This window comes from Herbaspirillum sp. VT-16-41 (genome assembly GCF_001994935.1).
Taxonomy (GTDB): domain Bacteria; phylum Pseudomonadota; class Gammaproteobacteria; order Burkholderiales; family Burkholderiaceae_D; genus Herbaspirillum; species Herbaspirillum frisingense.
In genome coordinates this window covers 88,205-110,538 of the sequence record NZ_MUXB01000133.1, presented here as the reverse complement: position 1 = coordinate 110,538, position 22,334 = coordinate 88,205, and the positions used below count along the sequence as shown (strand labels likewise).

The window sequence follows — 22,334 nt, the reverse complement described above, 5'->3', positions numbered from 1 at the left end:
GTCCGTCACACTGGCCATCAGCGCAAGGCCGGCTTCGTGTTGACCATGTTGATGCGCTCGCCCGGGCTCTGCGGCTTGCCGCCGAATTCGAGCGCCGTGGTGCGGGCGCCGACCGGGAGCTGGCTGGCCAGATGACGTGCCTGGGCGTCCGGCGTGATCAGCGAGCGTGAATCGTCGCTGCCCTTGGGCACCGACAGGAACAGGCAAGTCTCCTGTTGCTGGCAGGCCTGCACCGCAGCGTCGCGTTTGGCGCTACCTGCCTTGCTGCCGTCGTGCGGACTCCTGGTCAGCAGCACGCCTTCTTCCATGAGCGCGATGTATTTCCACGGTCCCATCTTGCGTACCGGCCCAGGCACGGGGACCACGCGGGACTGGCCGTTGATGTCGAGTTCGGCCTTGTAGTGGCGGTCGATCCCGTACAGGGCCAGCAGTACGGGATTCTTTTCGACCACGGGTTCGGCAGGCTCCTTGCCGACGTTCTTGCCGGCCGGTCTGAGGCGGGCGGCAAACTCCCGCTCGCCGGCCTGCTTGGCCAGCTTGATCATGTCGCCCAGGGTCGCGCCCTGGTCCAGGTGACTGATGGACGCGTCAGCTGCTGCCGGCGCTGCAGTCCCCTGGCCGCGTGAGACCTGCGCGGTACCCAGCAGCAAGGCAGTCAGCGCAACCATCAATGGCAGATTAGAAGTCTTTACCTTTTGCATAATATTTTCCAGAGAGCTTGAAATGGATCTTTTCCATGGATGGGGCCGCCTTGTCCGTGTCGAGTTCGACGCTGAAGGTGTCAAGGGCCACGTAGTCGTCCAGCACGATGTTTTCCAGCGTCCACAGCGGCCCCTCGATGCTCCAGGCGGCGTTGACCACCGGGCGCACCAGCTGGTTGACATCGCCTTTCCCGGCGAACAGTGTTGCCGGCTCCACCTTGACCTTGATGTCCACCATGGACAGGTCCTGCAGGGTGCTGAAGAACTTCGACGACACGGCACTGCGCAGCGGCAGCGCCGCGCGCATGAGTTTCGGTGGGGCTGCCGACGCGGTCGGTACGACGCCGTCGGCGGTGGTTTCCTCCAGCCGGTGCTGCGTCACCAGCCGGGCGCTGGTCAGATCGTCGGGCTTGAAGACGTCGTATTGCGGCTGGCCCATCGCCGAGGGTGGCAGCGCCTCGCCGAATTCGGCAAAGTTGCCGTAGCTGCGGCTCCATGAGGCGTTGCACAGGGCGGGAGTGCATTCCACCTTGCTCAGCCGCCAGCCATTGATCTGCAGCGGGATCTGCTTGAGCCCACCGACCATGCGGCGCAGGCTGGTCTGGCCGGTCCCGGTGATGGCGGCCAGATCGCCCTCGATCCTGGTTTCGTAGACGATATTGGGATCGCTGGCGATGCGTGCCTGTTCGTCGGCGATGCGCTTGTCACGGGCCAGCTTGTAACTGACCCCGCTGAAGCCGGCCGCGAACACTACGGCCGACACCGCCAGCAAGGCGAGGATCTGGCGGATGTCGGGAATCTTCTTCAGGCGCGCCTTGGCCGTGACTTCGTCCAGCACCAGGTCCCAGTCGATTTCTTCCACATTGCCCAGCAGATCGACCGCGCCGACGCGTCGTACCGCGCCTACGTCGGTCAGTTGCAGGAAGGTGTTGATGCGTTCCGTCACCACCTCGGCGCTGCCGATGACATCAAATCCCGGCACCGGTTGTCCGTCGCGCAGCACGATCACGCAGCAGCGCCTGGCATCGACATGGAAGGCGAAGACTTCCTCGCCACCGTGCGAATAGTTCTCGCCCAGCAGCAGCGCCAGCGAGACCAGTGCGCCACGCCCCTTGCCATGGCCGCCCGGGTTGGAGGAGAAAAATCCGATCTGCGTGCCATCAGGGGTGACGCAATAGCTGTGCTCGCCCTCGCTACGGGCGGCGGTGAAGAGCTTGCTACGCTCGCCCTTGTTCAGCGGCACCCAGCGCAGGCCGGCCACGAGCGCCACCTTGTTCTTCTGGAAGATGCGGCTGTGGTCCACCTCCGGCCTGGCGCGGCGGGCCGGTTTCTTGTTGAGTAGAGTCTTAAACATCGGTCAGCCGCGGAGTGATCAGGATCACGAAGGATTGCCGTACGTTGGCGGCGGTCTTGCTGGCGGCCAGGCCATCGACGCTGCCGCTGTTGCTGGAATTGGCCTGGGCCTGGTCATACCCGAGCATGACCAGCGTTTCGCCCGAGGGCACTACCATGCGCTGGCCGACGGTAAAGGCATTCACGTTGGGCAGCTGGATGGTCTGCCCGGCCGAGCTGAACGACGGCAAGCCCTTCAGGCTGGAGATGTTGATATAGGTCTGCAACAGCACCTGGTTGGAATCCAGTACCACCGGCAGGAAAGCCAGGGACATGCCGGTACTGATCTGGCCCGGGGTCAGGCTGGGCCCGGTGGTGGAGACGCTGCCCACCTGTCCGCCGGCGACGACCGCCGCCTGGGTCTGCTTCAGGTAGGCCTGCTGGTTGACCACCATCAGGGGTACCGAGACCCGGTTGGAGGTCACGGCCACGCCGGAATAGGTGGTCGAGACGCGGCCGAAGGTCTTGAGCAGCTTGATCAGCGCGGTATTGCCATTGCCGTTCTGGTAGCCGATGGTGAAGGGGCTGCCGGACTGGCTGGGTAACAGCGCTGCGGGCGCCGAGGAGGTGAAATTGTTGCGGACCACGTTCCAGTCGATGCCGGCCGAGAACTCGTCGTTCAGCTGCACCGACAGGACCTGGATTTCCAGGCTGACCTGGCGCATCAGCGACTTGTTGACCAGTTCGACGTAGCTTTCCACGGCCTTCATCGGCTCGATGGCGTCGGTCACCGTGATGACCCCGGATTTGGCGTCGACCGAGAATTTGCCGCCGCCGGAGACCAGCGCAGCCAGGGTCTTTTCGATGCCGCCCCAGAAGTCGGATTCGAACTCCATGCTGGCCGAACTGCCGCCACCACCACCGCCGCCACCACCTCCTCCTCCTCCGCCACCTTCACCCGTCGAGGCCGACAGCGACGCCGTGTACTTGAAGGAAGAGCTCAGCGTCTTGACGAAGAAGGTGCGGGTGCTGACGCGATAGAAGAGGATGCGGTCGTCCTCGTATTTCCATTGCAGTCCCGCGCGCACGGCCACGTAATCCAGCAGGCCCGCAAAGGAGCCGGCGTAATTGAGTTCGTAGGTGTTGCCGTAGGACTGGTTGCTGAAGCTGAGGTCGCTCAGGCCTTTTTCGCCAAAGGCGCTTTTCTCGCTGGCCGCGCCCTGCGGCCCCGCGCCTGGAAGCGGCTGGGCAACCGCGGCCAGTGCGGCGCCCGCAGCACCGGCTGTGCTGCCGACGGTAAAGCGCGAGGCCGGCAGCAGGGCGTCGGGCGTGAGCAGCATGGGTACGCCGGTCTCGCTGGCGATACGCTCGACGATGGTGGCCACCGAATAACGGCCCGGGAAGCGGAAGGCCACTTGACGCATCGCATCCGGCAAGGCCGCCTCGCGGGAGAGGGGCATGGAGCGTGTGGCAATCGTCAGGCGTGTGTCCTTGACCGCATAGGCCGGGCGCGGCTGGGCCGTCATCAGTTCGGCGCGTGAGCTGTCGGTGCGGCTGACGACCTTGTCCAGGGTCTGGTCGGCCTGGCGCCAGGTGCTGCATGCGCTACACAGCATGCTGGTGGCGACCACCAGCGGAAGGGCGCGGCCGGGGCGGCGAGCGTGCGGCGCAGGGGAGCGGGTAAGAGTTTGCCCGGGGGCGATGATGTGTTCGATTTTCATGATTTTGCGTGATGGATCTAGCGGGCCTTGCCTTCCAGATAGCGGCCGATGCGGATGATGCGTAGCTCGCTGTTGATGCGCGCCTGCACCGGATAGTCGGTGGTGGCCAGCGACTCGATGACGGCGCTGACGACCTGCTCGATGCGGCCCGACAATTGCAGCTCGGTCTCGATGGGGAAATCGCGGGGGGCATCCCACACCAGCTGCCAGCCGGCGTCGCTGCCCCAGCGTTGCAACATGCGCCGCACCGAGACGTCGGTACGTCGCACCTGCCATTGTTGTACGCCGGGATCGGGTTGTTGGCCCAATGCGGACATGGCGATGCCGTCGGACAGCTCGGGCGCAATCGTGTCGCCCTTGGGCAGCCAGGCGGAGGCACGCGCATTGGCGGGTGTCGTTGGCGCAGAAGCTTCTGCTGGTGCTTCTGCCTGCACTTGCGCGCTGTCGGAAAGCTGCTCCGTCGCCTGCTCGGCATGGACGGGAAGACTGGCCGCCATCAGCACGAGCGGGGGCAGCCATTGACGCCTCAGGCGGGTGAGGCGGGTGAGATCAGTAAGGTAAGCCGTGACTTTTTTCATATGGTGATGTCATGCCTAGAGAGCATGGTTGTTACCTGTAAGGAAGAGGTTGAAGTAAGGCTGGTCGGTTTCGCACAGGGTGCTCATGGCGGCCGGATTGAGCGGGGCATAGGGGTCGCTCTTGATCACATACACATCGGCCAGCGAAGTGGTCAGTACGCGGTTGGCGTCCAGCGCGACCGCGCCCAGCGCAGAGGTGGTGACTGCCGTGCCGTTAGTCGGTGAGCCGGCCAGGGCATGTCGCAGGTTGGCGGTGTTCAAGGTGGATTCCACGCTTTGCACGATGTCCGGACACAACCGCATGGGCAGCCCCGATACCTGCAAGACCCAGTTGGTATTGCTGCCGGCGATCAACGGACCCACGAACATCTGCCCGCCCCAGGGATTGTTGATCTGGGTACTGGCGCCGGCACCGCCCCCGACGTATTGCCGGGCCACGGCGGCGCCGCTGGCCAGCGTGCTGTTGTTGATCGGTGCGGCACCGTTATCGTTGGAAAAGAAATTCTGCAACGCCACCACCGTCTGCTGCAGGAAATAGGACGATGAGGCCACCTGCGTCTGATCCAGCTGCTGGCGCAGCACCACCAGCGAGGCCACCGCCAGGATGGCGGCAATGGCCATCGAGACGGATAACTCCACCAGCGTGAAACCACATTGGCGCTGTCGCAGTAGATGTGGCAGCGGCGCGTGACCGGGGGCGCCAGGCGAATGGGTGGCACATGACCGCCTGGGTAAGGAGAAACGGTTCATCGTAATTTGGTTTTCAGTAGCAGCACGCCGAGGTTGTCGCCAGCGTCCTGGCAAGTCGCTGCCAGTGCTGGAGGGGTAAGTTCGCGAGTCAGATTCTTGACGATGCGCGGTGCGGCCGGGCCAAAACCGCCTCCGATGGTGATCTCCGGCACGGCGGTGTTGATGGCAATGTTGCCGGTCCAGCCGACCGGGTTGCCCATACCACCGGGAAAGACCACCAGCGCATCGGCTAGTGGCGCCGACTGGTACAGCATTTCGATGCAGTGCCTGGCCGGGATGGCGTTGAGGTAGAGGCCCCAGGCCAGAGGCGCGGCGCCACCGAGCGCGGCCACGCCAACGGCACCGCCGAATGGATGGGTCACGGTCACGCGGTCGGTCCCAGGGAAGTTGATGATGAACTGGTTGAACGCGCCAAAGGACACCGCTCGTCGCAAGGACAGACCGGCGTAGCTGGGCAGTTGCGCATAGGCTTCGTTGACGCGCCTGATGGCATTGGCATTCTGCTCGGACAAGTCGTTGATACGTTGTTGATCGAGCAGCGAGGTGGCACCGGTGATGCCGCCCAGAACGATCATGCCAGCCAGGGCCACAGTGACCGAGAGCTCTACCAGCGTGTAGCCGGATTGCTGTTTTCTCATGAATGTGCGGAGGTATGTTTCGATGCAGCTCCTCTTAAAGGAACCGCATCGAAGGACATCACTTCCAGTTGACCAGGCCGATGGTGACGGTGCTGCTACCGGTGCCGCAGGCACGCGGATCGGTCATCGCTGCGATATCCAGATTGCCGTTTGCAAGATTGCCCTTAACGACCGCACCGCCGCCGGTAGTGCCGCCGGCCGCGGCACCGCCAGGTGGAACGGCTTGAATGGCGGCCAGAGTCATCGTGCCAATACCTGCAGTGGTAATGGAGCGGGTGCCGACCGTAGTTTCAGGTTGAACAAGAATGCCGCGTATGCCGGTGGCAGCCGCGGAAGTGACAATGTCAGCACAGGAAGACGCAGGAATGCCGGCGAAAGTGACGGCGTAGCCGGTGTTGGTTGCTGCTCCGGTAAAGGCCGTGGCGACATCCACGTTGGTGGCGTAACCAAAGCGGTTATTCGCGATGCGGTTTGGGGGAGCGCCGAGAATGTCAAAGACACTGTCAAAGGCACCGAAGCCAACGGCCACGTCGGTGGTCAGACCGATGAAGTTATTGGCCCGGGCATAAATCTTGTCGATCTGTGCCATCAGGCGCGGGATGCCGCTGACCACATCATTGGCGCGCGATTGCCGCAGCACCACCTGTACCAGTGCAATCGCCGAGACCAGCAGCACGCCGGCAATGGCCACGGCGACCGACAGTTCGACGATGGTAAAGCCGCGTTGCGCATGCGGCAGGGTGCGCGGCTGGCGCGCCGGGTGAGGGGAGTAAAGCATGTCTGTATTCCTTGAAATAGGGTTAGCGCCGGCTGAAAGAGGGGGGCAGGCCTAACTGATGAGTGGATGGATTCTTGGCAAAGAACACTGCGCCGGGCCAAGGGGTGTCCCGTTCTTCATGCCACGTCCTGGCCGGCAACCAGGGTGTCGGGGCAGTCTTGCGCGCATGCGCCTTGCTTTCTGTCACTTCGTCGTGGTGCTTGTCCTTGGTTTGGCGATTTACTTCATCACGGGGCTATCTCCTTTCTCGTGGATCGAAACGCTTGGCCTGGATCGGCAGGACGAAGCGGCGCGAATAGCTCAGTACCCGCATGTAGCCGGGCAGGCGGAATTGCAGGATGTCGTCCTTGACGGCGCCAAACAGGCTCTGCACCGAGGCCAGGGCATCGACATCGATGTCGCTGGAGAGATGACCGATAAAGAAGTTTTCGGTCTGCGTCAGCAGGGAATAGCTGACCGAGGTCGGCGACTGGGTGGAATAGACGATGCCGATGCCGAACTTGGCGCCTTCCTTGGCAAAGCGGGCGTAGATGTCGGTGGTGTTCTTGCCGGCCGCCTCGACTGGGAAGATCATGTGTGCTTCTTCGAAGTAGATCTGCACGAAGCGCCCGCCCAGGGTGTTGGTGATGAATTTGTGTTCCTGCTGCTGGAACACGGCCGTGGAGATGATGCGCGAGAAGTAGCGCACGATGCGTTCATTGGCCGCACCCAGATCGATGATGACGGTCTTGCCGGTATCGAGGGCACGCAGGCTGTCATGCAGGAAATCGCTGGCGTTGGCGGAGTGGAACTGCAGGCATTCGCGCAGGAAATAGGGACCCACGCCGTTGGTCTGGCAGAGCAGTTCCTGGATCACGCGGTCTTCTTCGTCGAACAGTTCGGTGCGGCCCACGCGCAGGTTGGGGTCGTTCTCGTACTTGAGCGCGAAGGCCGAGAGCACGCGGATTTCTTCGGTCATCTCGGTGAAGCTGGTGGGTATCGGCGGCGGGACCTTCGATCTGATCGCCTGCCAGGCCGCCATGCGCAAGCCCTGGGTGAAACCGACGTTGACCAGTCCACGGGCAGCGACGGCGGCGCAGACGGCCTCGCCCGGCTCGAAGCCGGCTTCCTGGAGCAGTGTCCAGTACAGGCAGAGCTTGCGGAAGGCGGCGGCACTGTCGTCGGCGCGACCGGTCTTCAGGGCCGACAGGGCCGGAAAGCGGATCATCAGGAAGTTGCGTACCTCGGGAATCTCCAGCACCGAGGGCGTGAGCAGTTCGGAAAAGATCGCCAGGGCGCGGTCCGGGATGTCATAGAAGTTGTAGCGCAGGAATTCGCCGTCGCCCCGGGGCTGGGTCGAGAGGTAGTACACCTGGACGCGCTCGGGGTAGGCCGAGGCGATGGAGAAATTGCCGTCCTGGGGATTGTCGTTGGCGTATTCGCCGTTGACGTCGAACACCAGCTGGCCGACGTGAGCACTCTCGCGGGTGGCATTGAGCACGCCCTGCATGAGCAGCTTGACGACGTTGGATTTGCCCAGCCGGGTCTTGCCGAACATGGCAGTGCGCTTGCCCACCACTTCATTGACGCTCATGGCCACCGGCGCCGTGTAGGCATGCTGGCCGATATGTTCGCCCCAGCGCACATGGCCCAGTTCGAAGGCTTCACCGACCTCGCCGGAGAGCGCCAGCAGGGCGCGCAGGATGGGCTCGGGCAGCACGTGGCAGCCGCAGGTGGGCGAGAGCATCAGCCCACTGTAGCCAGGCAGGCCGGCGAAGTAGCTCAGTTGCCCGTTGACCGGGTTGATGCGACAGCTGCCCATGACCCGGCAATGCAGTTCGCAATTGGTGCTGTAGCCATCGCGCCTGGCTGTGACCTGCAGGAAACGGACCAGGATGAACTCCTGCTGGCCGTTGAAGATCCAGTCGGGGGCAGCAACGGCGAGGAATTGGCCGGGCACGATGCCGGCGTCGCGCAGTCTTTCATAGGAGGAGCCTGCCTTGACCAACGGGCCGTCCTGGGATTCGACCCAGCCCAGGCTCCCTTCCCGATTGAAAAACGACTGCGCATCCTTGGAGGCCGCATTGCCAGCCGCGGCACCGTTTGCACTGAGCAGCGTCACGATCGCCTTGGTCTCAGGCATGGGGGTAGTCGACACACGCGGGATGATTCCGGTCGATGTCGGGTGCGGGCTGGTGGCGACAGTGGTGTTCATAAATGAGAGTGGCTGCAAGCAATACTTCATCGCTACAGCGCTACGATCCATTGATTTGACGGCTGTACTTTAGCTAGCAAAACTACACGCCGGCTGACATTTCCTGACCGGATTGATCGCCGCAAAGCCGCGCGGGCATTGGATTTCCGTCGATCAAAGGAAATCTGCATCCAGGCAAAACAAGGAGCGCGGATTCCTCGTTTCCTACAAGCGAATGTCCCGCCGTCCTATGCCCTGCGGAACAGGTCGACCCTTATCATCGAGCGATCCGGCATGCCGTCCGGCAAGTCCGCTGGCGCTGCCATCCCGCTCAAGGAGTCCGCATGACCAAGTTGCCCGCCGCCGATCTTCAACTGCCGCTGTTCGTCTACAGCCAGCGCGAGTCGCTGACCGAGAAGAGCGCCTGGATCGCCCTGCAGGAGCACCACCAGTACAGTGCCCGCCACTTCCGCCTGGAACGGCTGTTCGCCGCCGATCCCCGGCGCGGCGAAACCCTGACCGCCGAAGCGGCAGGTATCTATCTCGACTATTCCAAGAATCTCGTCACCACCGAAACCATGACCCTGCTGATGCAGCTGGCGCGCCAGTGCGGTCTGCAGGATCGGGTGGAGGCAATGTTCCGGGGCGACCGCATCAATGCCACCGAGCAGCGTGCGGTGCTGCATACGGCCCTGCGCAAGCCGGCGACGGAGCGGCTGGTGGTGGAGGGTGAAGACGTGATTGCGCAGGTGCAGGATGTCCTGGCGCGCATGGAGGTGTTTGCCGAACAGGTGCGCAGCGGCGCATGGACCGGGCATACCGGCCGGCCGATCCGCCACGTGGTCAACATCGGTATCGGTGGCTCGGACCTGGGGCCGATGATGGCGCACGAGGCCCTGCGCCACTACAGCCAGCGCGACTTGTCGCTGTACTTCCTCTCCGACGTCGACGCGGCGGCACTGCTGGAAACGGTGCGCGGCTTGCCGGCGGAGGAGACACTTTTCATCGTCTGCTCCAAGACCTTCACCACCCTGGAAACCATGACCAATGCCCAGGCCGCACGCCAGTGGCTGGTGCAGCAATTGGGCGACGAGGCGGCTGTGACCAGGCACTTTGTGGGCGTGACCACCAACATCGAGGAAGCCAGCCGCTTCGGTATCGATGAGCGCAACATGTTCGGCTTCTGGGACTGGGTCGGTGGCCGTTATTCGATGAGCAGCGCCATCGGCCTGTCGACCATGATCGCCATCGGACCGCAGCACTTCCGTGACATGCTGGCCGGTATGCACGCGATGGATGAACATTTCCGGACCGCGCCGCTGGAGCAGAACCTGCCGGCCATCCTGGGCATGCTCACGGTCTGGTACGGTAATTTCTTCGATGCCCGCAGCCAGGCGGTGCTGCCGTATAGCCAGTATCTCAAGCGGCTGCCGGCCTACCTGCAACAGCTGACCATGGAGAGCAACGGCAAACAGGTGACCCTGCACGGCGAGCCGGTGGATTACCAGACCTCGCCGGTGTATTGGGGCGATAACGGCATCAATGGGCAGCACTCCTTCTACCAGATGCTGCATCAGGGAACGCAGATGGTGCCGTGCGACTTCATCGGGTTCTGCCATCCCGCGCAGGCGCTGGGGCAGCAGCAGGAACTGCTGATGGCCAACATGTTCGCCCAGGCCGAGGCGCTGGCCTTCGGCAAGACCGTGCAGCGCGTGCGCGAAGAAGGCACGCCTGAAGAACTGGTGCCACACCGGGTCTTCCCCGGCAACCGCCCCAGCAACAGCATGCTCATCGAGCAGCTGACCCCCTATAGCCTGGGCAGCCTGATCGCGCTGTACGAACACAGTGTCTTTACCCAGGGTGTGATCTGGAATATCGATTCCTTCGACCAATGGGGCGTGGAGCTGGGCAAGCAGCTGGCCAAGCGCACGGCGCGCGAGCTGATCGATCACGGGCAGCCGCTACACCACGACAGTTCCACCAATGCCTTGATCCGGCGCTATCGCGCCTGCCAGGGCGGCACTGTCGCTAGCGATCCATCCAAATGAAGCGAAGCGGCCGCCTTGCGCCGCAGGGATCAAGGAGGAGACACCATGGGCAGCATCATCGCCGCACGATTTGAATTGCAGGACGAGGCGGCGCGTGCCGTCAATGCGCTGGTCGATGCCGGCTTCGCCCGTGAGCGCATCAGCAGTTTCTTCGTCAACCCGGCCGGGCAGCATGACCGTTTCGCCGTGGGCGGCGATCGGGACAAGTCGCCCGGCGCCGAAGAGACGGATAAAGGTGCGGCGGCCGGCGTGGCCGCGGGTGCCGGCGCCGGGGCTGTTGCCGGGGTGGCCGCTGCGCCCGTGGCTGGTCCCTTGGGGCCGGTGCTGGGTGGGCTGGTGGGTGGCCACCTGGGCGGTCTGGTGGGCAGTCTGAGTGCCACCGACGACGATCCGGTGCCGCGTCGCGTCGCAGGCATGCTGGTGGCGGTGCAGCTGGACGACTCAGCGGCCTCCGCCGATTCCGCTGTTGAACAACGCGCCATGAGGGTGCTGCAAGACCTGCAGGGTGCTGATCTGGAGCGTGCAGAAGGCCAGGTTCGCGATGGTGACTGGATCGATTTTGATCCTCTGGTCGAACCGCAATGGATACCGGCTGGCGTGGGCTGACGCAGTGCAGCGACAGGATCAGGACCAGGCCCGGCAGCATGCTGTCGGGCCTTTTGCTTTCCTGAAGGCACAGAGTGCAATCCTGGGCATGCATACCGTCGCTGAGAGTTGATGAGTTTATGACTTTATAAGTCTATAATTGGGCGTAATAATTGATTACCAGAAATTCAGCGGGCGGGCGTACGACAGAACAATAAGAAACGCCAAGAGGGGGCGCTGCGATCGAAGGCAGCTGCGCCGTGAGAATGATCATGAAGCGGACGAACGCACATGAGATTATTGACCAAGGGCTTGTTGATCGTTGCCATCCCCAGCCTGGTTGAATTACTGCTGCTGGGGGCGCTGTTCAACTCACAGGACGATGCCGAGGAGGCTGAGCGCTGGGCCGCGCACTCGGCGCAGGTGATCAACCAGGCGGCCGAGGTGCGGCAACCGATGCTGCTGGAATCGGCCCGTATCCGTAATGCCATCCTCCTCAACCAGTCCGAGCCGATCAGTCGGCCCGAGATGTGGGCCGATCTGGAGGTCAAGACTGGCGAGCTGGTCCGGCTGGTGGCCGACAATCCCCAACAAACGACTGCAGTGCGGGCGCTGCACGATAGCATCGCGCGTTATCGCAGCTGGGCCGATACCGCCCGCGAGCGCATGCAACGGGGACAACGCGATGCACTGATCCGCGAACTGCGCGACGAGGAGGGCCCACATCGGCTCTCGGACTTCCTGAGCCGGCTGGATGGCTTTGTCGAGCAGGAGCGTCGGCTGGGCGAGCAGCGCACGGCGCTGCTGCAGTCGGCGCGCAATTCCCAGACTGCGTTGCTGATCGCGGCGGTGTTGGGCTCCATCGTCACTGCGGGACTTGCCTCGCTGGCCTTTACGCGCAATATCGGCAGCCGTATCTCGGTGCTCATCACCAATGCCCAGCGCCTTGCCGACGGGCAGCCGCTGGCGGCGCGGGTGGGTGGCAATGATGAGATCTGCCAGCTCGATGATGCCCTGCACCGCAGCAGCGAGCGCCTCAACGAGGCTTCGCGCCAGGCCCAGGGCTATCGTACCGAACTGGAACAGCGCGCACGCGAGCTGGCCGAGGTCAATGCCGACCTGCGCCAACAGACCCAGGACAATGAAATGTTCATCTACAGCGTGTCGCATGACCTGCGCTCACCGCTGGTGAACCTGCAGGGCTTCAGCAAGGAGATCACCCACACCACCCGCGAACTGCTGGCCGAAGTCGAGCAACTGGCGCTGCCGGCCACGGACAAGCAGCGCCTCAAGGCGCTGGTCGAAGAGGACATCCACACCTCGCTGCGCTTCATCCAGAACGCGGTTACGCGTTCGGCCGGGATCATCGATGCCATGTTGCGCCTCTCGCGTGCCGGCCGCGTCGAATACCAGCCGGTGATGCTGGACATGCACGCCATTGCACAGCGCATCGTCGCGGCCATGAGCAGCAGCATCCGCGCCAAGGGGGCGCAGGTAGAGATCGCGGCCGACCTGCCGCCGGCCTTCGGCGACCCGACCTCGGTGGAGCAGGTGCTGGGCAACCTGGTGGGCAATGCCGTCAACTACCTCGATCCTTCGCGCCAGGGGCATATCACCATCGACCACGTGCGCCACGCCGACAACATCGCCGCCGCGCCCAGCCTGGTGACCTACTGCGTGCGCGACAACGGCATGGGCATCGCACCGGCCTATCTGGACAAGATGTTCATTGCCTTCCAGCGTCTGCATGGCAACGCCGCGCCGGGCGAAGGTATCGGCCTGGCACTGGTCAAGCGGGTGGTGGAACGCCACGGCGGTCGCATCTGGGTGGAATCGGTGGAGGGGCAGGGCAGCTGCTTCTATGTGGCCCTGCCGGCGCGCCCGCCGGTGGCGGCATGAGCGCCGGCACCGGCGGGCTGGCATACATCACAGGGAGAGGGGCATGAATACGGAACAAAGCGTCAATATCCTGCTGGTCGAAGACGATGACGGTCATGCGCTCCTGGTGGAGAAGAACCTGCGGCGCGCCGGCCTGGTCAACGGTTTTACGCGCTTGCGTGATGGCCAGGAGGCACTGGACTATTTCTATGGTGACGAGTCGGCGCAGGGTGAATCGCAACAGCTGGTGGTGCTACTGGACGTGAACATGCCGCGCGTGAATGGCGTAGAGGTGCTGCGCCGGATGAAGCAGGAGGCCTCCACCGCGGCCATCCCGGTCATCATGCTCACCACCACCGATGACCCCCGCGAGATCGCCCACTGCTACGAGACCGGCTGCAATGTCTACATCACCAAGCCGGTGGAATATGACGACTTCATCGAGGCGGTGCGTCGACTGGGTTTCTTCCTGCAGGTGGTCAAGCTGCCCCTGGCGGGTCGTGTTGCGGATCGAGGCGAGAACGGGTCACGATGAGCGCCATCGCCGCCCACGTACTGGTACTGGAGGATGATGACGGGCTGCTGGCATTGGCGACCCGGGTACTGCGCAAGCAAGGACATCGCGTGACCGCCATGGCCGATGCCGTCAGCGCCCTGGCGTCGGTGCAGCAGGAGCGACCGGACCTGCTCATCGTCGACTATCACCTGCAGGCGCTCGAGACCGGTCTGGACTTTTTTCGGCAGCTGCGTGCATCGGGGCTGGACATTCCGGCCATCATGGTATCGGGCGTGTCGGACGATGCGCTCATCATCGAGGCGCTGCGTACGGGGGTGGCCGACGTGCTGCCCAAGACCAGCGATTATCTGGACTATCTGCCGGCCGCAGTGGAGCGCCTGCTCCAGCTGCAGGCGCTGCAGCGTCTGGCGGAGACCGAGCGTATGGCCCGTGTGCGGGAAGAATTCGTGGCCACGCTGGCGCAGGAATTCCGTGCCCCCTTGAATACCATCATCGGCTGGACGCAGTATCTGCTGCGCGACGCCACCGATGGTCAGCAGGTGCGCAAGGGGCTGGAAGTCATCGAACGCAATGCCCGCCTGCAGGCGCAGCGGGTGGAGCAGTTGCTGGAACTGAGCCGCCTCATGGCCGGCAAGCTGCACTTGGACATGCAACCGGTGGACATGGTCCGCGTGGTCGACCAGGCGATTGCGGCGGTACACGCGGTGGCCGATGCCAGGCAGATCCACATTCATGCTGTAGTCGATACGCCAGCGCCGATCCTGGGGGATCCTGCGCGGCTGCAGCAGGTGGTGGGGAACCTGCTGACGCACGTCATCCGCTCTACGCCGCCGCAAGGGCGCGTGCAGGTGATCCTGCGTCAGACAGGTGGCCAGGTAGAGCTGGAGCTGGGGCAGGCCTTGATCGACGCCGGTCAGGCCAATGCGCCGGAGCGTGTTGGCGATGACGATGTCGAGGTCGACCTTGCAGGTGAGAGCGGCGTTGCGTCAGGATTGTCGCTGGCCATTGCCCGTCAGCTGGCGGAATTACACGCAGGGCGCATGCACGCGGAAGGTCTTGGCCCCGGTGTCCGTTTTCTGCTGACGCTGCCGCTGACCACTCCGACCTGAGCGATGTTGCCGGGGTGCCGGTGGCGGTCTGCGTCGCATTCAGTCTGCCGGCACCGGAATGGTGACGGTGAAGGTGATGATGTTGCTTTCGCAGTCCACGGTAATGCGGCCCCCGTGGCCGTTGACGATCTCGCTGACGATGTACAGGCCCAGTCCCAGGCCGCGCGCATTGCGCTGGTTGCCCATCGATTCCTTCTTGTAGGGCTTGAAGAGATTGTCACGCACGGCGGCCGGTATCGGTGCGCCGTGGTTGGAGACCGAGATGGTCAGTTGTTCGTCGCGGCGGAACACGATCAGCGTGGACGGCTTGCCGATTTCGCCATGGTGGCGTGTATTGGACAGCAGGTTGGAGACCACCTGGCTGATGCGGTCACCATCGAGCCCGATCTCACCGCAGTCTTCGGCTTCCAGGATGATTTCATTGTCGGGATAGGCCATGCGGGCCTCGTTGACGATTTCCATCGCCATCTTGCGCACGTCCACCGGACGACGCTGGATATCCAGACCCATGCCGCTTTGCAGGCGGCTGATGTCGAGTACCTGCGAAATCAGCCGATGCATGCGGCTGGAGGAGGACGAGATGCGCTTGCTCAGGTTGGAACTGGAGGGTGAGTGCTCGCGCACCTCGATCATGCGGGCAGCCATCATGATGGCTTGCAGCGGATCGCGCAGGTCATGGCCCAGCGTGGCCAGCAGGGTCTCGCGGGCGCGCTTGACCATGTTTTCGTTGGACAGGGCCACTTCCTGGAAATCCAGGCGCAGCTGGCCGGCCACTTCCAGTTCGGTCTTGACCCAGGGCAGGCTCTTGCCGCGCACGGTTTCCTTCCAGACCGCGAAGGAGCCACGTGGCGTGAGTCGCGGGCCGAGCGGGCCGATGCTGTATTTCTTTTCGGGGTTGCCGCCCCAGCGCACGTCTTCCACCTGTTCGCTGCGGAACCAGAACGCATAGCCATCCTGTTCGCGGTAGAAGCGCACGGCCAGCACGCCGCAGATGTCGCCCAGCACCTGTTTCAGGGCTGGTGCATCGGCGCCGAGGGCGCTGGTGTAGAACAGGTCCCCGGGTTCGTTTTCGTTGAGCCAGTTGATCAAGGCGTTGACCGCCTCGCGTGACGGCGCCTTGCCGAAGACCTGGGTCTTGCGGTCCATCGAGATGGCGCCGCCATGGCTGTTCATCAGGCGCAGGAAGCCCTCGTGTTCACCGGCCAGGGCCAGCACGATGTCTTCGCGGTCGGTGATGCGGGCCACGATCTCGCGCCGCAGGGCGGTACTGTATTCCAGCGCCCGGGCGCGCTCGCCATTGAGGTTGCGCTCGACCAGGGCGCTGACGAATTGCGCCAGCAACTGGCAGGACATGCGCACCGCGTGCGGTACCAGGTGGGCACTCATGTGATGGCAGGCAATGAGCCCCCACAGCCGGTCGCCGATGACGATGGACAGGCTCATCGAGGCGCCCACGCCCATGTTGCTCAGGTATTCGATGTGCACCGGCGAGACGCTGCGCAGCATGCTGTGGCTGAGGTCCAGCGGCCGCCCGGTCAGGGGATTGAGATCAGGCTCCAGCGCCACCGTGGGCGCCTTGACATCGGCGATCAGGCGGATCGGGTTGATCACGTACAGGCGTCGCGCCTGGGCCGGGATGTCGCTGGCCGGATAGCGCTGGCCGAGGAAGGGTTCGAGGTCTTCGCGCTTGTGCTCGGCAACGACCTCGCCGCTATCGTCATGCAGGAAGCGGTAAGCCATCACCCGGTCGAATCCGGTGATGCGGGCGATCTCGTCCACGGCCAGGGTCAGCAGGTCTTCCACGCCTTGCTGGCGCTGGATGCGCTGGATGGCCTGGTGCGCTGCCAGGGCGAAGGCGTCCAGCGACAGCGCATCGGGCGGGCGTTTCTCGAATTCGGCGATCAGCACACCCTCGGACTTGTGGGTCACCAGATCGAAGGCGCCTGACGGCAGGGTGATCATGCGCGAATCGACATAGCCATGCTTGTCTTCCAGCGCGCTGTGGATCACTGCGCGGGCGCCGGCATCCAGGTGGTGTTCTCCCAGGGGCGCACCTGGCGCGGGCAGCGCGCCAAGCAGGGCATCAGCGTTGGCGCTGCGCGAAGCGAGGCAGCCATCCGGCGTGAAGCACAGCAGGGCGCCGTGGCTCTGGATGGAACCGGGGATGTGGATCGGCTCCCGGTCGCAGTTGCTCAGGTCGACCGATCGTCGGCGATTTTCGTGGTACGGGTTGCTCATGTACTGCTTTCCCGATGCCTGTGGAAACAGGGCGTCGAATTGCGGTCGCGCACATCTGGAGACGAACGCAAGTTGAAGGCGGCCCAAAGTCGGCAACGCACCTTTTCATTCCGCGCTGTTCCAGCTGTCGTCAAGCGCGGCGGTACGGCCCTTGTCTTCGGGAAATGCCAATTATAGGCGTGGTCCTGCATTTGGTGAACTCTGCATGTGAATTTAATGGCAGTGCCGGGAGGCCCCGATCCGTCCAGTCTCGCCAGCCGCCGGGATTTCCATTTTGTCCTACAAGGCAATCGGGAACAGTCCGATAGAACTCATCCGTGCGGGCTCTTAAGATCAGCACAAACTCGCAGAAACAACGCGGCATATCGGTGGCGTATCGGTGCTTTGACGCCGGAAGATGCCACACGGGAAAAGATTGCCCGGTTCAAGTGCTGAGACTTCGTGAGGATGCGTCAAATCACATCAGGAGGTGCCGTCAGGCTCTTCCAGTTTTGCGTGACATGGCTACAATGAAGTCGTCGATAGTGTGCTGAGCCGGGGTTACAACAGGGAGCGAACCAGTATGCTGTCGATGACATACCGGGAAGAAATCGAACGCTGTATCGGTCCGGCCAAGCCGCTGGCACCTGCCGGGACTGATGCGGACAATGGCAAGCTGACGTTGCAACCAGCCCGGCGCAGTCGGTATGCGTCGGATCTTTGAGCAGGGTAGCCTCATGGACAAGTCTGATTCCACCCATCCTTGCGATCCTCTCGTCGCCATCCAGCAGGGCGACTGGACCGCTTATCGCAACCACATCTCGACCCAGGCCGGGCACCCCGGCGAAACCGAGGACGAGCGGCCGAGCACTTTTGCCGAGCCCGTACAGCAGCAGGATACGGCGGGGGAGCCGCCGCACGGCGAGGAGGACATCCTGGCCTATCGTCGGCGCTGCGCGCGCGCCTACATCGGCATGAACGGTCGCCTGGGCGGCCGCGCCTACCGGCCCAACGAGCCGGTGATCCTGACCCAGGAAGCGGTCCAGGAACTGGCCGAGTTGAATCGCCTGCTGCGCGAAGAACGTGCGCTGAAGAAAAAAGCCGGCTGATACCCTGAGGCCGGGCGCCGTACCCTGTAGGTGCCTGACGCGACTTCATGTAGGAAAAACGGAAGCTCCCCGCAAATGCAGACGCCATGCGGCTCCTGGTTGCATGCGCCGTTGCCCGCCGCGTGAGACGGCAGCGCGAGCGGGCGCGGGCTTCCCGTATAATCGTGCGCGTCATGCAGGGGCGCATGATCGACATTATCGAGCTTGCAGCACTATCGAGATTGCTGTGAGCAAGCGCCCCCGCTCGAAACGGATGCGAACAACAATGAAGGGACCCGTGGGCAAGGACGGCGCAACGTGATCGCGCAACGCCGTCATCCACGCGACCGACCTCGGTGCTCATAAAGGTAAGTTTCACGACATGGCAGAAATTTCTTGGTTGCGCGCAACCGGCCTGACCGCGCAAATCGTCGCAGCAACCGATTGGAGCGCCAGCCCCCTGGGCGCGCCGACCCACTGGTCGTCCACGCTGCGGACCACCCTCAATATCGCACTGCGTTCGCCCACGCCCAGTCTGCTGGTGTGGGGTGCTGGCCGTCACATGCTCTACAACGATGCATTTTCCGCCTGTATCGGCGCGGCCCACCCGGCCGCGTTCGGTGCTGCGCTGGCGGGTTCACACATGTGGACCGGCGCCGGTGGCCGCTGCGAATCCGCCATCGAGGCCGCGTTCGCCGGCCAGCAACAGCAGCTGTGCCGTCTGCCCTTGTTCCACGATGACAACCAGGCGATCGCCACCGGCAATCAATGGGATTTCTCCTGTCTGCCGGTATGGGATGAGAAGGGTGAAGCAGGCGACGACCAGGTGGCCGGCGTCCTGTGTTCCCTGCACCGGGCCAGTGGACTGGATGCAGCGCTGGCCCATACCGACCTGCTGCGCGACCTGATGGAGCAGTCGCCCAGCTTCAAGGCCGTGGTGCGCGGGCCGCAGCACGTATTCGAGCGCGTCAATGACGCCTATTTCAAGCTCTTCGGCGACCGTCCGGTGCTGGGGCTGCCAGCGCGCGAGGCCTTGCCCGAACTGCTGGATGAAAACCTCTTCGCGCTGCTGGACCGCGTCTATCAGACCGGGCAAGCCTATACCGAACGTGGCGCCCGCTTGTTCCTGCGGCGCTCGGAGGAAGGCGGATTCGCCGGCGCGGTGCTGGACTTCGTGTTCCAGCCCATCAAGGGCAGCGATGGCCGGGTGGCGGGCATCTTCATCGAAGGCAATGATGTCACTGATCTCCATGTCGCCGAGGAGCGGCTGCGCATCGTCGACCGTGCCGGTGGGATTGGCATCTTCGAGTGGTTTCCTGATTCCGGCAAGCTGGCGGTGTCAGACCGTTTCCGCCGCCTGTGGGGTGTCGCGCCGGAAGGCGAGGTGACCTCGCAGCAGCTGGTGGACATGATCGATGAAGAGTTCCATCCCAACCTGGGGACGGTGCGTATCCGTGAGAGCGGCCCGCGCAATCCGCTCGAATACACCGAATACCACATCACCCGCCCCGACGGCGAGCAGCGCTGGCTGGCGCGCAAGGGCGAGGTGGTGCAGGACGATCCACGTGCCGGTGCACGTTATGTGGGCGTGGTGTTCGATGTTACCTCGCGCAAGCTGATGGAACAGGCGCTGGCCGCCTCTGAGGCCAGCGTGCGGGCCAACAACGCCTTCGTGCGCCAGCTGCTGGATTCCACCGATCAGGGTTTCTTCTCCATCGACTGCGATGGCACGGTTACCCTTTGCAATGCCGCCTTCCTGCAGATGCTGGGCTATGCCAGCGAGAAGGACGTGCTGGGGCGTTCCATCCATGAAGTGATCCTGGTCCCGCAACAGGACGTGCCGGTCAGCCGCACCGAATGCGCGGTGCTCAAGGCGGCGCGTGAAGGCATCACGGCCCATATCGACAACGAGGACTTCCTGCGCCTGGATGGCAGCAGCTTCCCGGCGCAATACCAGGCGCATCCGGTATGGCAGGACGGCAAGCTGCAAGGGGCGTTGTGCACCTTCATTGATCTGACCGAGCGGCGTCGTGGCCTGCAGGCCTTGTCGTGGAGCGAGAGCCGCCTGACGGCCATCTTCAACCAGGCCTCGGTCTGTTTCTCCGAGCTGGACCTGCAAGGCAACTACCTGCGCGTGAACCAGGCCCTGTGCCGCATGCTCGGGCGCACTGAAGACGAGATGCTGCACATGACCCTGGCCGACGTCACCCATCCGGATGACGTGCCGATGAACATGTCCCTGTTCAACCGCTGCATCGAGGATGGCCGCTCCTTCACCCTGGAAAAACGCTACCTGCGTCCGGACGGCTCGACCTTCTGGGTCTCCAGCGACATCAGCCGCATCGTCGACGGCGAGGGCCGCCCGCAGGCCATGATCGCGGTCTCCACCGACATCACCGAACGCCGCCGCGCCGAAGATGCCCTGCGCGAACTCAACGACACCCTGGAGCAGCGTGTGGTCGCCGAGATCATCGAACGCACCCGCGCCGAGGCCGCCCTGCGTCAGATGCAGAAGATGGAAGCCGTGGGCCAACTCACCGGCGGGGGGGCGCACGACTTCAACAATGTGTTGCAGATCATCGGTGGCAACCTGCAATTGCTGCAGGGTGACCCCCGCCAGGATGATCGCAGCCGGCAGCGCATCCGCACCGCCATCGGCGCGGTCGATCGCGGGGCCAAACTGTCCTCGCAGTTGCTGGCCTTCGCGCGCCGGCAACCGCTGCAGCCGCGCAGCATCAATCTGGAACGTGTCGTTCAGAACATGGATGACCTGCTGCGCCGCGCCGTGGGCGAGAACATCGAGATTTCCACGGTGGTCACGCATGAACTGTGGAACAGCATGCTCGACCCCAACCAGGTCGAGAACCTGATCATCAACACCGCCATCAATGCGCGCGACGCCATGCCCAATGGCGGCCGCCTGACATTGCAGATCGATAACGTACAACTGACCGATCCGGCCTTCCTGTCACAGGCCGATCTGGCCGCAGGCGACTACGTCGAGCTGCAGATTTCCGACAATGGCGCCGGCATGTCGCCGGAGGTGCGCGAACGCGCCTTCGAACCCTTCTTCACGACCAAGCGCGAAGGCGAGGGCACCGGGCTGGGGCTGTCGATGGCATATGGCTTCGTCAAGCAGAGCAAGGGGCATATCAGCCTGCACAGCGAACCGGGCAAGGGCACGACCATCCGCATCTACTTCCCGCGTTGCATCGAGGACGAGGTGGTCGTCGACGACAGCCGCGACCTGCAGGTGCGCGGGGGCGACGAGACCATCCTGGTGGTCGAGGACGACCCCAACCTGCAGCTCACGGTCATCGACACGCTCTCGTCCCTGGGCTATCGCGTGCTCAAGGCCGACAACGGCGAACGGGCCTTGGCCATCCTGCAGAGTGGCATCACGGTGGACATGATGTTCACCGACGTGGTGATGCCGGGCAGCGTGCCGGTCACCGAACTGGCGCGGCAGGCGCGTCAGTTGCTGCCCGAAATCGAAATCCTGTTTACCTCCGGCTATCCGCGCGATGCCATCGTGCACGAAGGACGACTGGATGCCGGCGTGGAATTGCTCTCCAAGCCCTACCGCATCAACCAGTTGGCGCAACGGATCCGGCACATGCTGTCCAACCGGGCGCATCGCATCGAACTGGCCAAGGCCAGCGGGGAGCGTGACCTCGCCACGGCCTCGGCCACCATCCATGTCTTGCCGGTGGCCGAGCGCCACCACCAGGCTGATGCGACCGAGCAGCCACTGTCCCAGGAGGCTTATGGCACGGGTGGCCTCGCTGCCGGTGGCAGCGTCGGCGTGACGGGCAGCGTGACTTCGCAGGGCGCCGATGAGCCCGCACAGGCCGTCAGCGGACTGCGCCTGCTGGTGGTGGAAGACAACATCGATTCCCAGCAGCTGGTCTGTGAGTTGCTGGAGACCCTGGGCCATCAGGCGCGCGGCGTGGCCAGCGGCGAAGACGCGCTGCAGGCCCTGGAGGAGCAGCCGTTCGACGTGCTCTTCACCGATGTCAACCTGCCGGGTATCACGGGGGTGGAACTGGCCAAGCGCGCGCTGGAGCGGTTCCCGACGATGTCGGTGATCTTCGCCTCCGGCTATGGCGCGATGGTGGCACGCAACGTGGGCTTCCCATCGCATTCGCTGCCCAAGCCTTACGACATCGATCAGTTGCAAGAGATATTGACGAAGATTGCGTTGGCTTGAAGCCTTGGGTC

General features: G+C 63.7%; 16 protein-coding genes. 7 read left to right on the top strand and 9 right to left on the bottom strand.

Annotated elements, in window-relative coordinates:
* Positions 1–17 precede the first annotated feature (17 nt).
* The 8 genes from BTM36_RS22690 to BTM36_RS22650 all read right to left on the bottom strand — a co-directional run bounded on the left by BTM36_RS22690 (position 18) and on the right by BTM36_RS22650 (position 8,620).
* Complete coding sequence (locus BTM36_RS22690) at positions 18–701, bottom strand: hypothetical protein (protein ID WP_139347246.1); 684 nt, start codon at positions 699–701, stop codon at positions 18–20.
* Positions 679–2,055 carry a type 4b pilus protein PilO2 gene (gene pilO2 / locus BTM36_RS22685; RefSeq protein ID WP_077238054.1) on the bottom strand — a complete coding sequence of 459 codons (1,377 nt, stop codon included), beginning with the start codon at positions 2,053–2,055 and terminating at the stop codon, positions 679–681. Before pilO2 ends, BTM36_RS22690 begins: the two co-directional genes overlap by 23 nt.
* Positions 2,048–3,754, bottom strand: coding sequence for a secretin N-terminal domain-containing protein (locus BTM36_RS28030; RefSeq protein WP_139347245.1), 1,707 nt, complete (start codon positions 3,752–3,754; stop codon positions 2,048–2,050). Before BTM36_RS28030 ends, pilO2 begins: the two co-directional genes overlap by 8 nt.
* 17 nt (positions 3,755–3,771) lie before the next feature.
* Entirely contained in the window at positions 3,772–4,332 is a 561-nt protein-coding gene (locus tag BTM36_RS22670; RefSeq protein WP_077238051.1) for a toxin co-regulated pilus biosynthesis Q family protein, read from the bottom strand.
* Between the two features lie 15 nt (positions 4,333–4,347).
* Entirely contained in the window at positions 4,348–5,082 is a 735-nt protein-coding gene (locus BTM36_RS22665) for a type II secretion system protein (protein WP_077238050.1), read from the bottom strand.
* Positions 5,079–5,720, bottom strand: coding sequence for a Tfp pilus assembly protein FimT/FimU (locus tag BTM36_RS22660; RefSeq protein ID WP_077238049.1), 642 nt, complete (start codon positions 5,718–5,720; stop codon positions 5,079–5,081). Before BTM36_RS22660 ends, BTM36_RS22665 begins: the two co-directional genes overlap by 4 nt.
* 58 nt (positions 5,721–5,778) lie before the next feature.
* Complete coding sequence (locus BTM36_RS22655) at positions 5,779–6,498, bottom strand: type 4 pilus major pilin (RefSeq protein WP_077238048.1); 720 nt, start codon at positions 6,496–6,498, stop codon at positions 5,779–5,781.
* Between the two features lie 235 nt (positions 6,499–6,733).
* Complete coding sequence (locus tag BTM36_RS22650) at positions 6,734–8,620, bottom strand: ATP-binding protein (RefSeq protein WP_254427065.1); 1,887 nt, start codon at positions 8,618–8,620, stop codon at positions 6,734–6,736.
* A gap of 395 nt (positions 8,621–9,015) precedes the next feature.
* Between BTM36_RS22650 and pgi the strand changes: the two genes are divergently transcribed.
* The 5 genes from pgi (at position 9,016) to BTM36_RS22625 (ending at position 14,808) form a co-directional block, all read left to right on the top strand.
* A complete protein-coding gene (pgi, locus tag BTM36_RS22645) occupies positions 9,016–10,719 on the top strand; it encodes a glucose-6-phosphate isomerase (protein WP_077238046.1) in 1,704 nt (567 codons plus the stop codon).
* A 45-nt stretch (positions 10,720–10,764) separates the two neighbouring features.
* On the top strand, positions 10,765–11,325 hold the full coding sequence (locus tag BTM36_RS22640) for a hypothetical protein (protein ID WP_077238045.1): 561 nt from the start codon (positions 10,765–10,767) through the stop codon (positions 11,323–11,325).
* 270 nt (positions 11,326–11,595) lie between these two features.
* A complete protein-coding gene (locus tag BTM36_RS22635) occupies positions 11,596–13,203 on the top strand; it encodes an ATP-binding protein (RefSeq protein WP_077238044.1) in 1,608 nt (535 codons plus the stop codon).
* A 43-nt stretch (positions 13,204–13,246) separates the two neighbouring features.
* A complete protein-coding gene (locus BTM36_RS22630) occupies positions 13,247–13,717 on the top strand; it encodes a response regulator (protein ID WP_077238043.1) in 471 nt (156 codons plus the stop codon).
* Entirely contained in the window at positions 13,714–14,808 is a 1,095-nt protein-coding gene (locus BTM36_RS22625; protein ID WP_077238042.1) for a hybrid sensor histidine kinase/response regulator, read from the top strand. Before BTM36_RS22630 ends, BTM36_RS22625 begins: the two co-directional genes overlap by 4 nt.
* Before the next feature lie 39 nt (positions 14,809–14,847).
* Here the strand turns inward: BTM36_RS22625 and BTM36_RS22620 are convergent, their stop codons facing one another.
* Positions 14,848–17,046 carry an ATP-binding protein gene (locus BTM36_RS22620; protein ID WP_077238041.1) on the bottom strand — a complete coding sequence of 733 codons (2,199 nt, stop codon included), beginning with the start codon at positions 17,044–17,046 and terminating at the stop codon, positions 14,848–14,850.
* Between the two features lie 716 nt (positions 17,047–17,762).
* Between BTM36_RS22620 and BTM36_RS22615 the strand changes: the two genes are divergently transcribed.
* Together BTM36_RS22615 and BTM36_RS22610 are read left to right on the top strand one after the other, a co-directional pair.
* A complete protein-coding gene (locus BTM36_RS22615; protein ID WP_077238116.1) occupies positions 17,763–18,134 on the top strand; it encodes a hypothetical protein in 372 nt (123 codons plus the stop codon).
* A 361-nt stretch (positions 18,135–18,495) separates the two neighbouring features.
* Positions 18,496–22,323 (top strand): PAS domain S-box protein, encoded by a 3,828-nt coding sequence (locus tag BTM36_RS22610; RefSeq protein WP_077238040.1) that lies wholly within the window; start codon positions 18,496–18,498, stop codon positions 22,321–22,323.
* The last annotated feature ends 11 nt before the right edge of the window (positions 22,324–22,334 follow it).

Bases quoted from the DNA above. Each gene is read 5' to 3' on its own strand.
- BTM36_RS22690 (WP_139347246.1), bottom strand. From the start codon at position 701: ATGCAAAAGGTAAAGACTTCTAATCTGCCATTGATGGTTGCGCTGACT.
- pilO2 (WP_077238054.1), bottom strand. From the start codon at position 2,055: ATGTTTAAGACTCTACTCAACAAGAAACCGGCCCGCCGCGCCAGGCCG.
- BTM36_RS28030 (WP_139347245.1), bottom strand. From the start codon at position 3,754: ATGAAAATCGAACACATCATCGCCCCCGGGCAAACTCTTACCCGCTCC.
- BTM36_RS22670 (WP_077238051.1), bottom strand. From the start codon at position 4,332: ATGAAAAAAGTCACGGCTTACCTTACTGATCTCACCCGCCTCACCCGC.
- BTM36_RS22665 (WP_077238050.1), bottom strand. From the start codon at position 5,082: ATGAACCGTTTCTCCTTACCCAGGCGGTCATGTGCCACCCATTCGCCT.
- BTM36_RS22660 (WP_077238049.1), bottom strand. From the start codon at position 5,720: ATGAGAAAACAGCAATCCGGCTACACGCTGGTAGAGCTCTCGGTCACT.
- BTM36_RS22655 (WP_077238048.1), bottom strand. From the start codon at position 6,498: ATGCTTTACTCCCCTCACCCGGCGCGCCAGCCGCGCACCCTGCCGCAT.
- BTM36_RS22650 (WP_254427065.1), bottom strand. From the start codon at position 8,620: ATGCCTGAGACCAAGGCGATCGTGACGCTGCTCAGTGCAAACGGTGCC.
- pgi (WP_077238046.1), top strand. From the start codon at position 9,016: ATGACCAAGTTGCCCGCCGCCGATCTTCAACTGCCGCTGTTCGTCTAC.
- BTM36_RS22640 (WP_077238045.1), top strand. From the start codon at position 10,765: ATGGGCAGCATCATCGCCGCACGATTTGAATTGCAGGACGAGGCGGCG.
- BTM36_RS22635 (WP_077238044.1), top strand. From the start codon at position 11,596: ATGAGATTATTGACCAAGGGCTTGTTGATCGTTGCCATCCCCAGCCTG.
- BTM36_RS22630 (WP_077238043.1), top strand. From the start codon at position 13,247: ATGAATACGGAACAAAGCGTCAATATCCTGCTGGTCGAAGACGATGAC.
- BTM36_RS22625 (WP_077238042.1), top strand. From the start codon at position 13,714: ATGAGCGCCATCGCCGCCCACGTACTGGTACTGGAGGATGATGACGGG.
- BTM36_RS22620 (WP_077238041.1), bottom strand. From the start codon at position 17,046: ATGAGCAACCCGTACCACGAAAATCGCCGACGATCGGTCGACCTGAGC.
- BTM36_RS22615 (WP_077238116.1), top strand. From the start codon at position 17,763: ATGGACAAGTCTGATTCCACCCATCCTTGCGATCCTCTCGTCGCCATC.
- BTM36_RS22610 (WP_077238040.1), top strand. From the start codon at position 18,496: ATGGCAGAAATTTCTTGGTTGCGCGCAACCGGCCTGACCGCGCAAATC.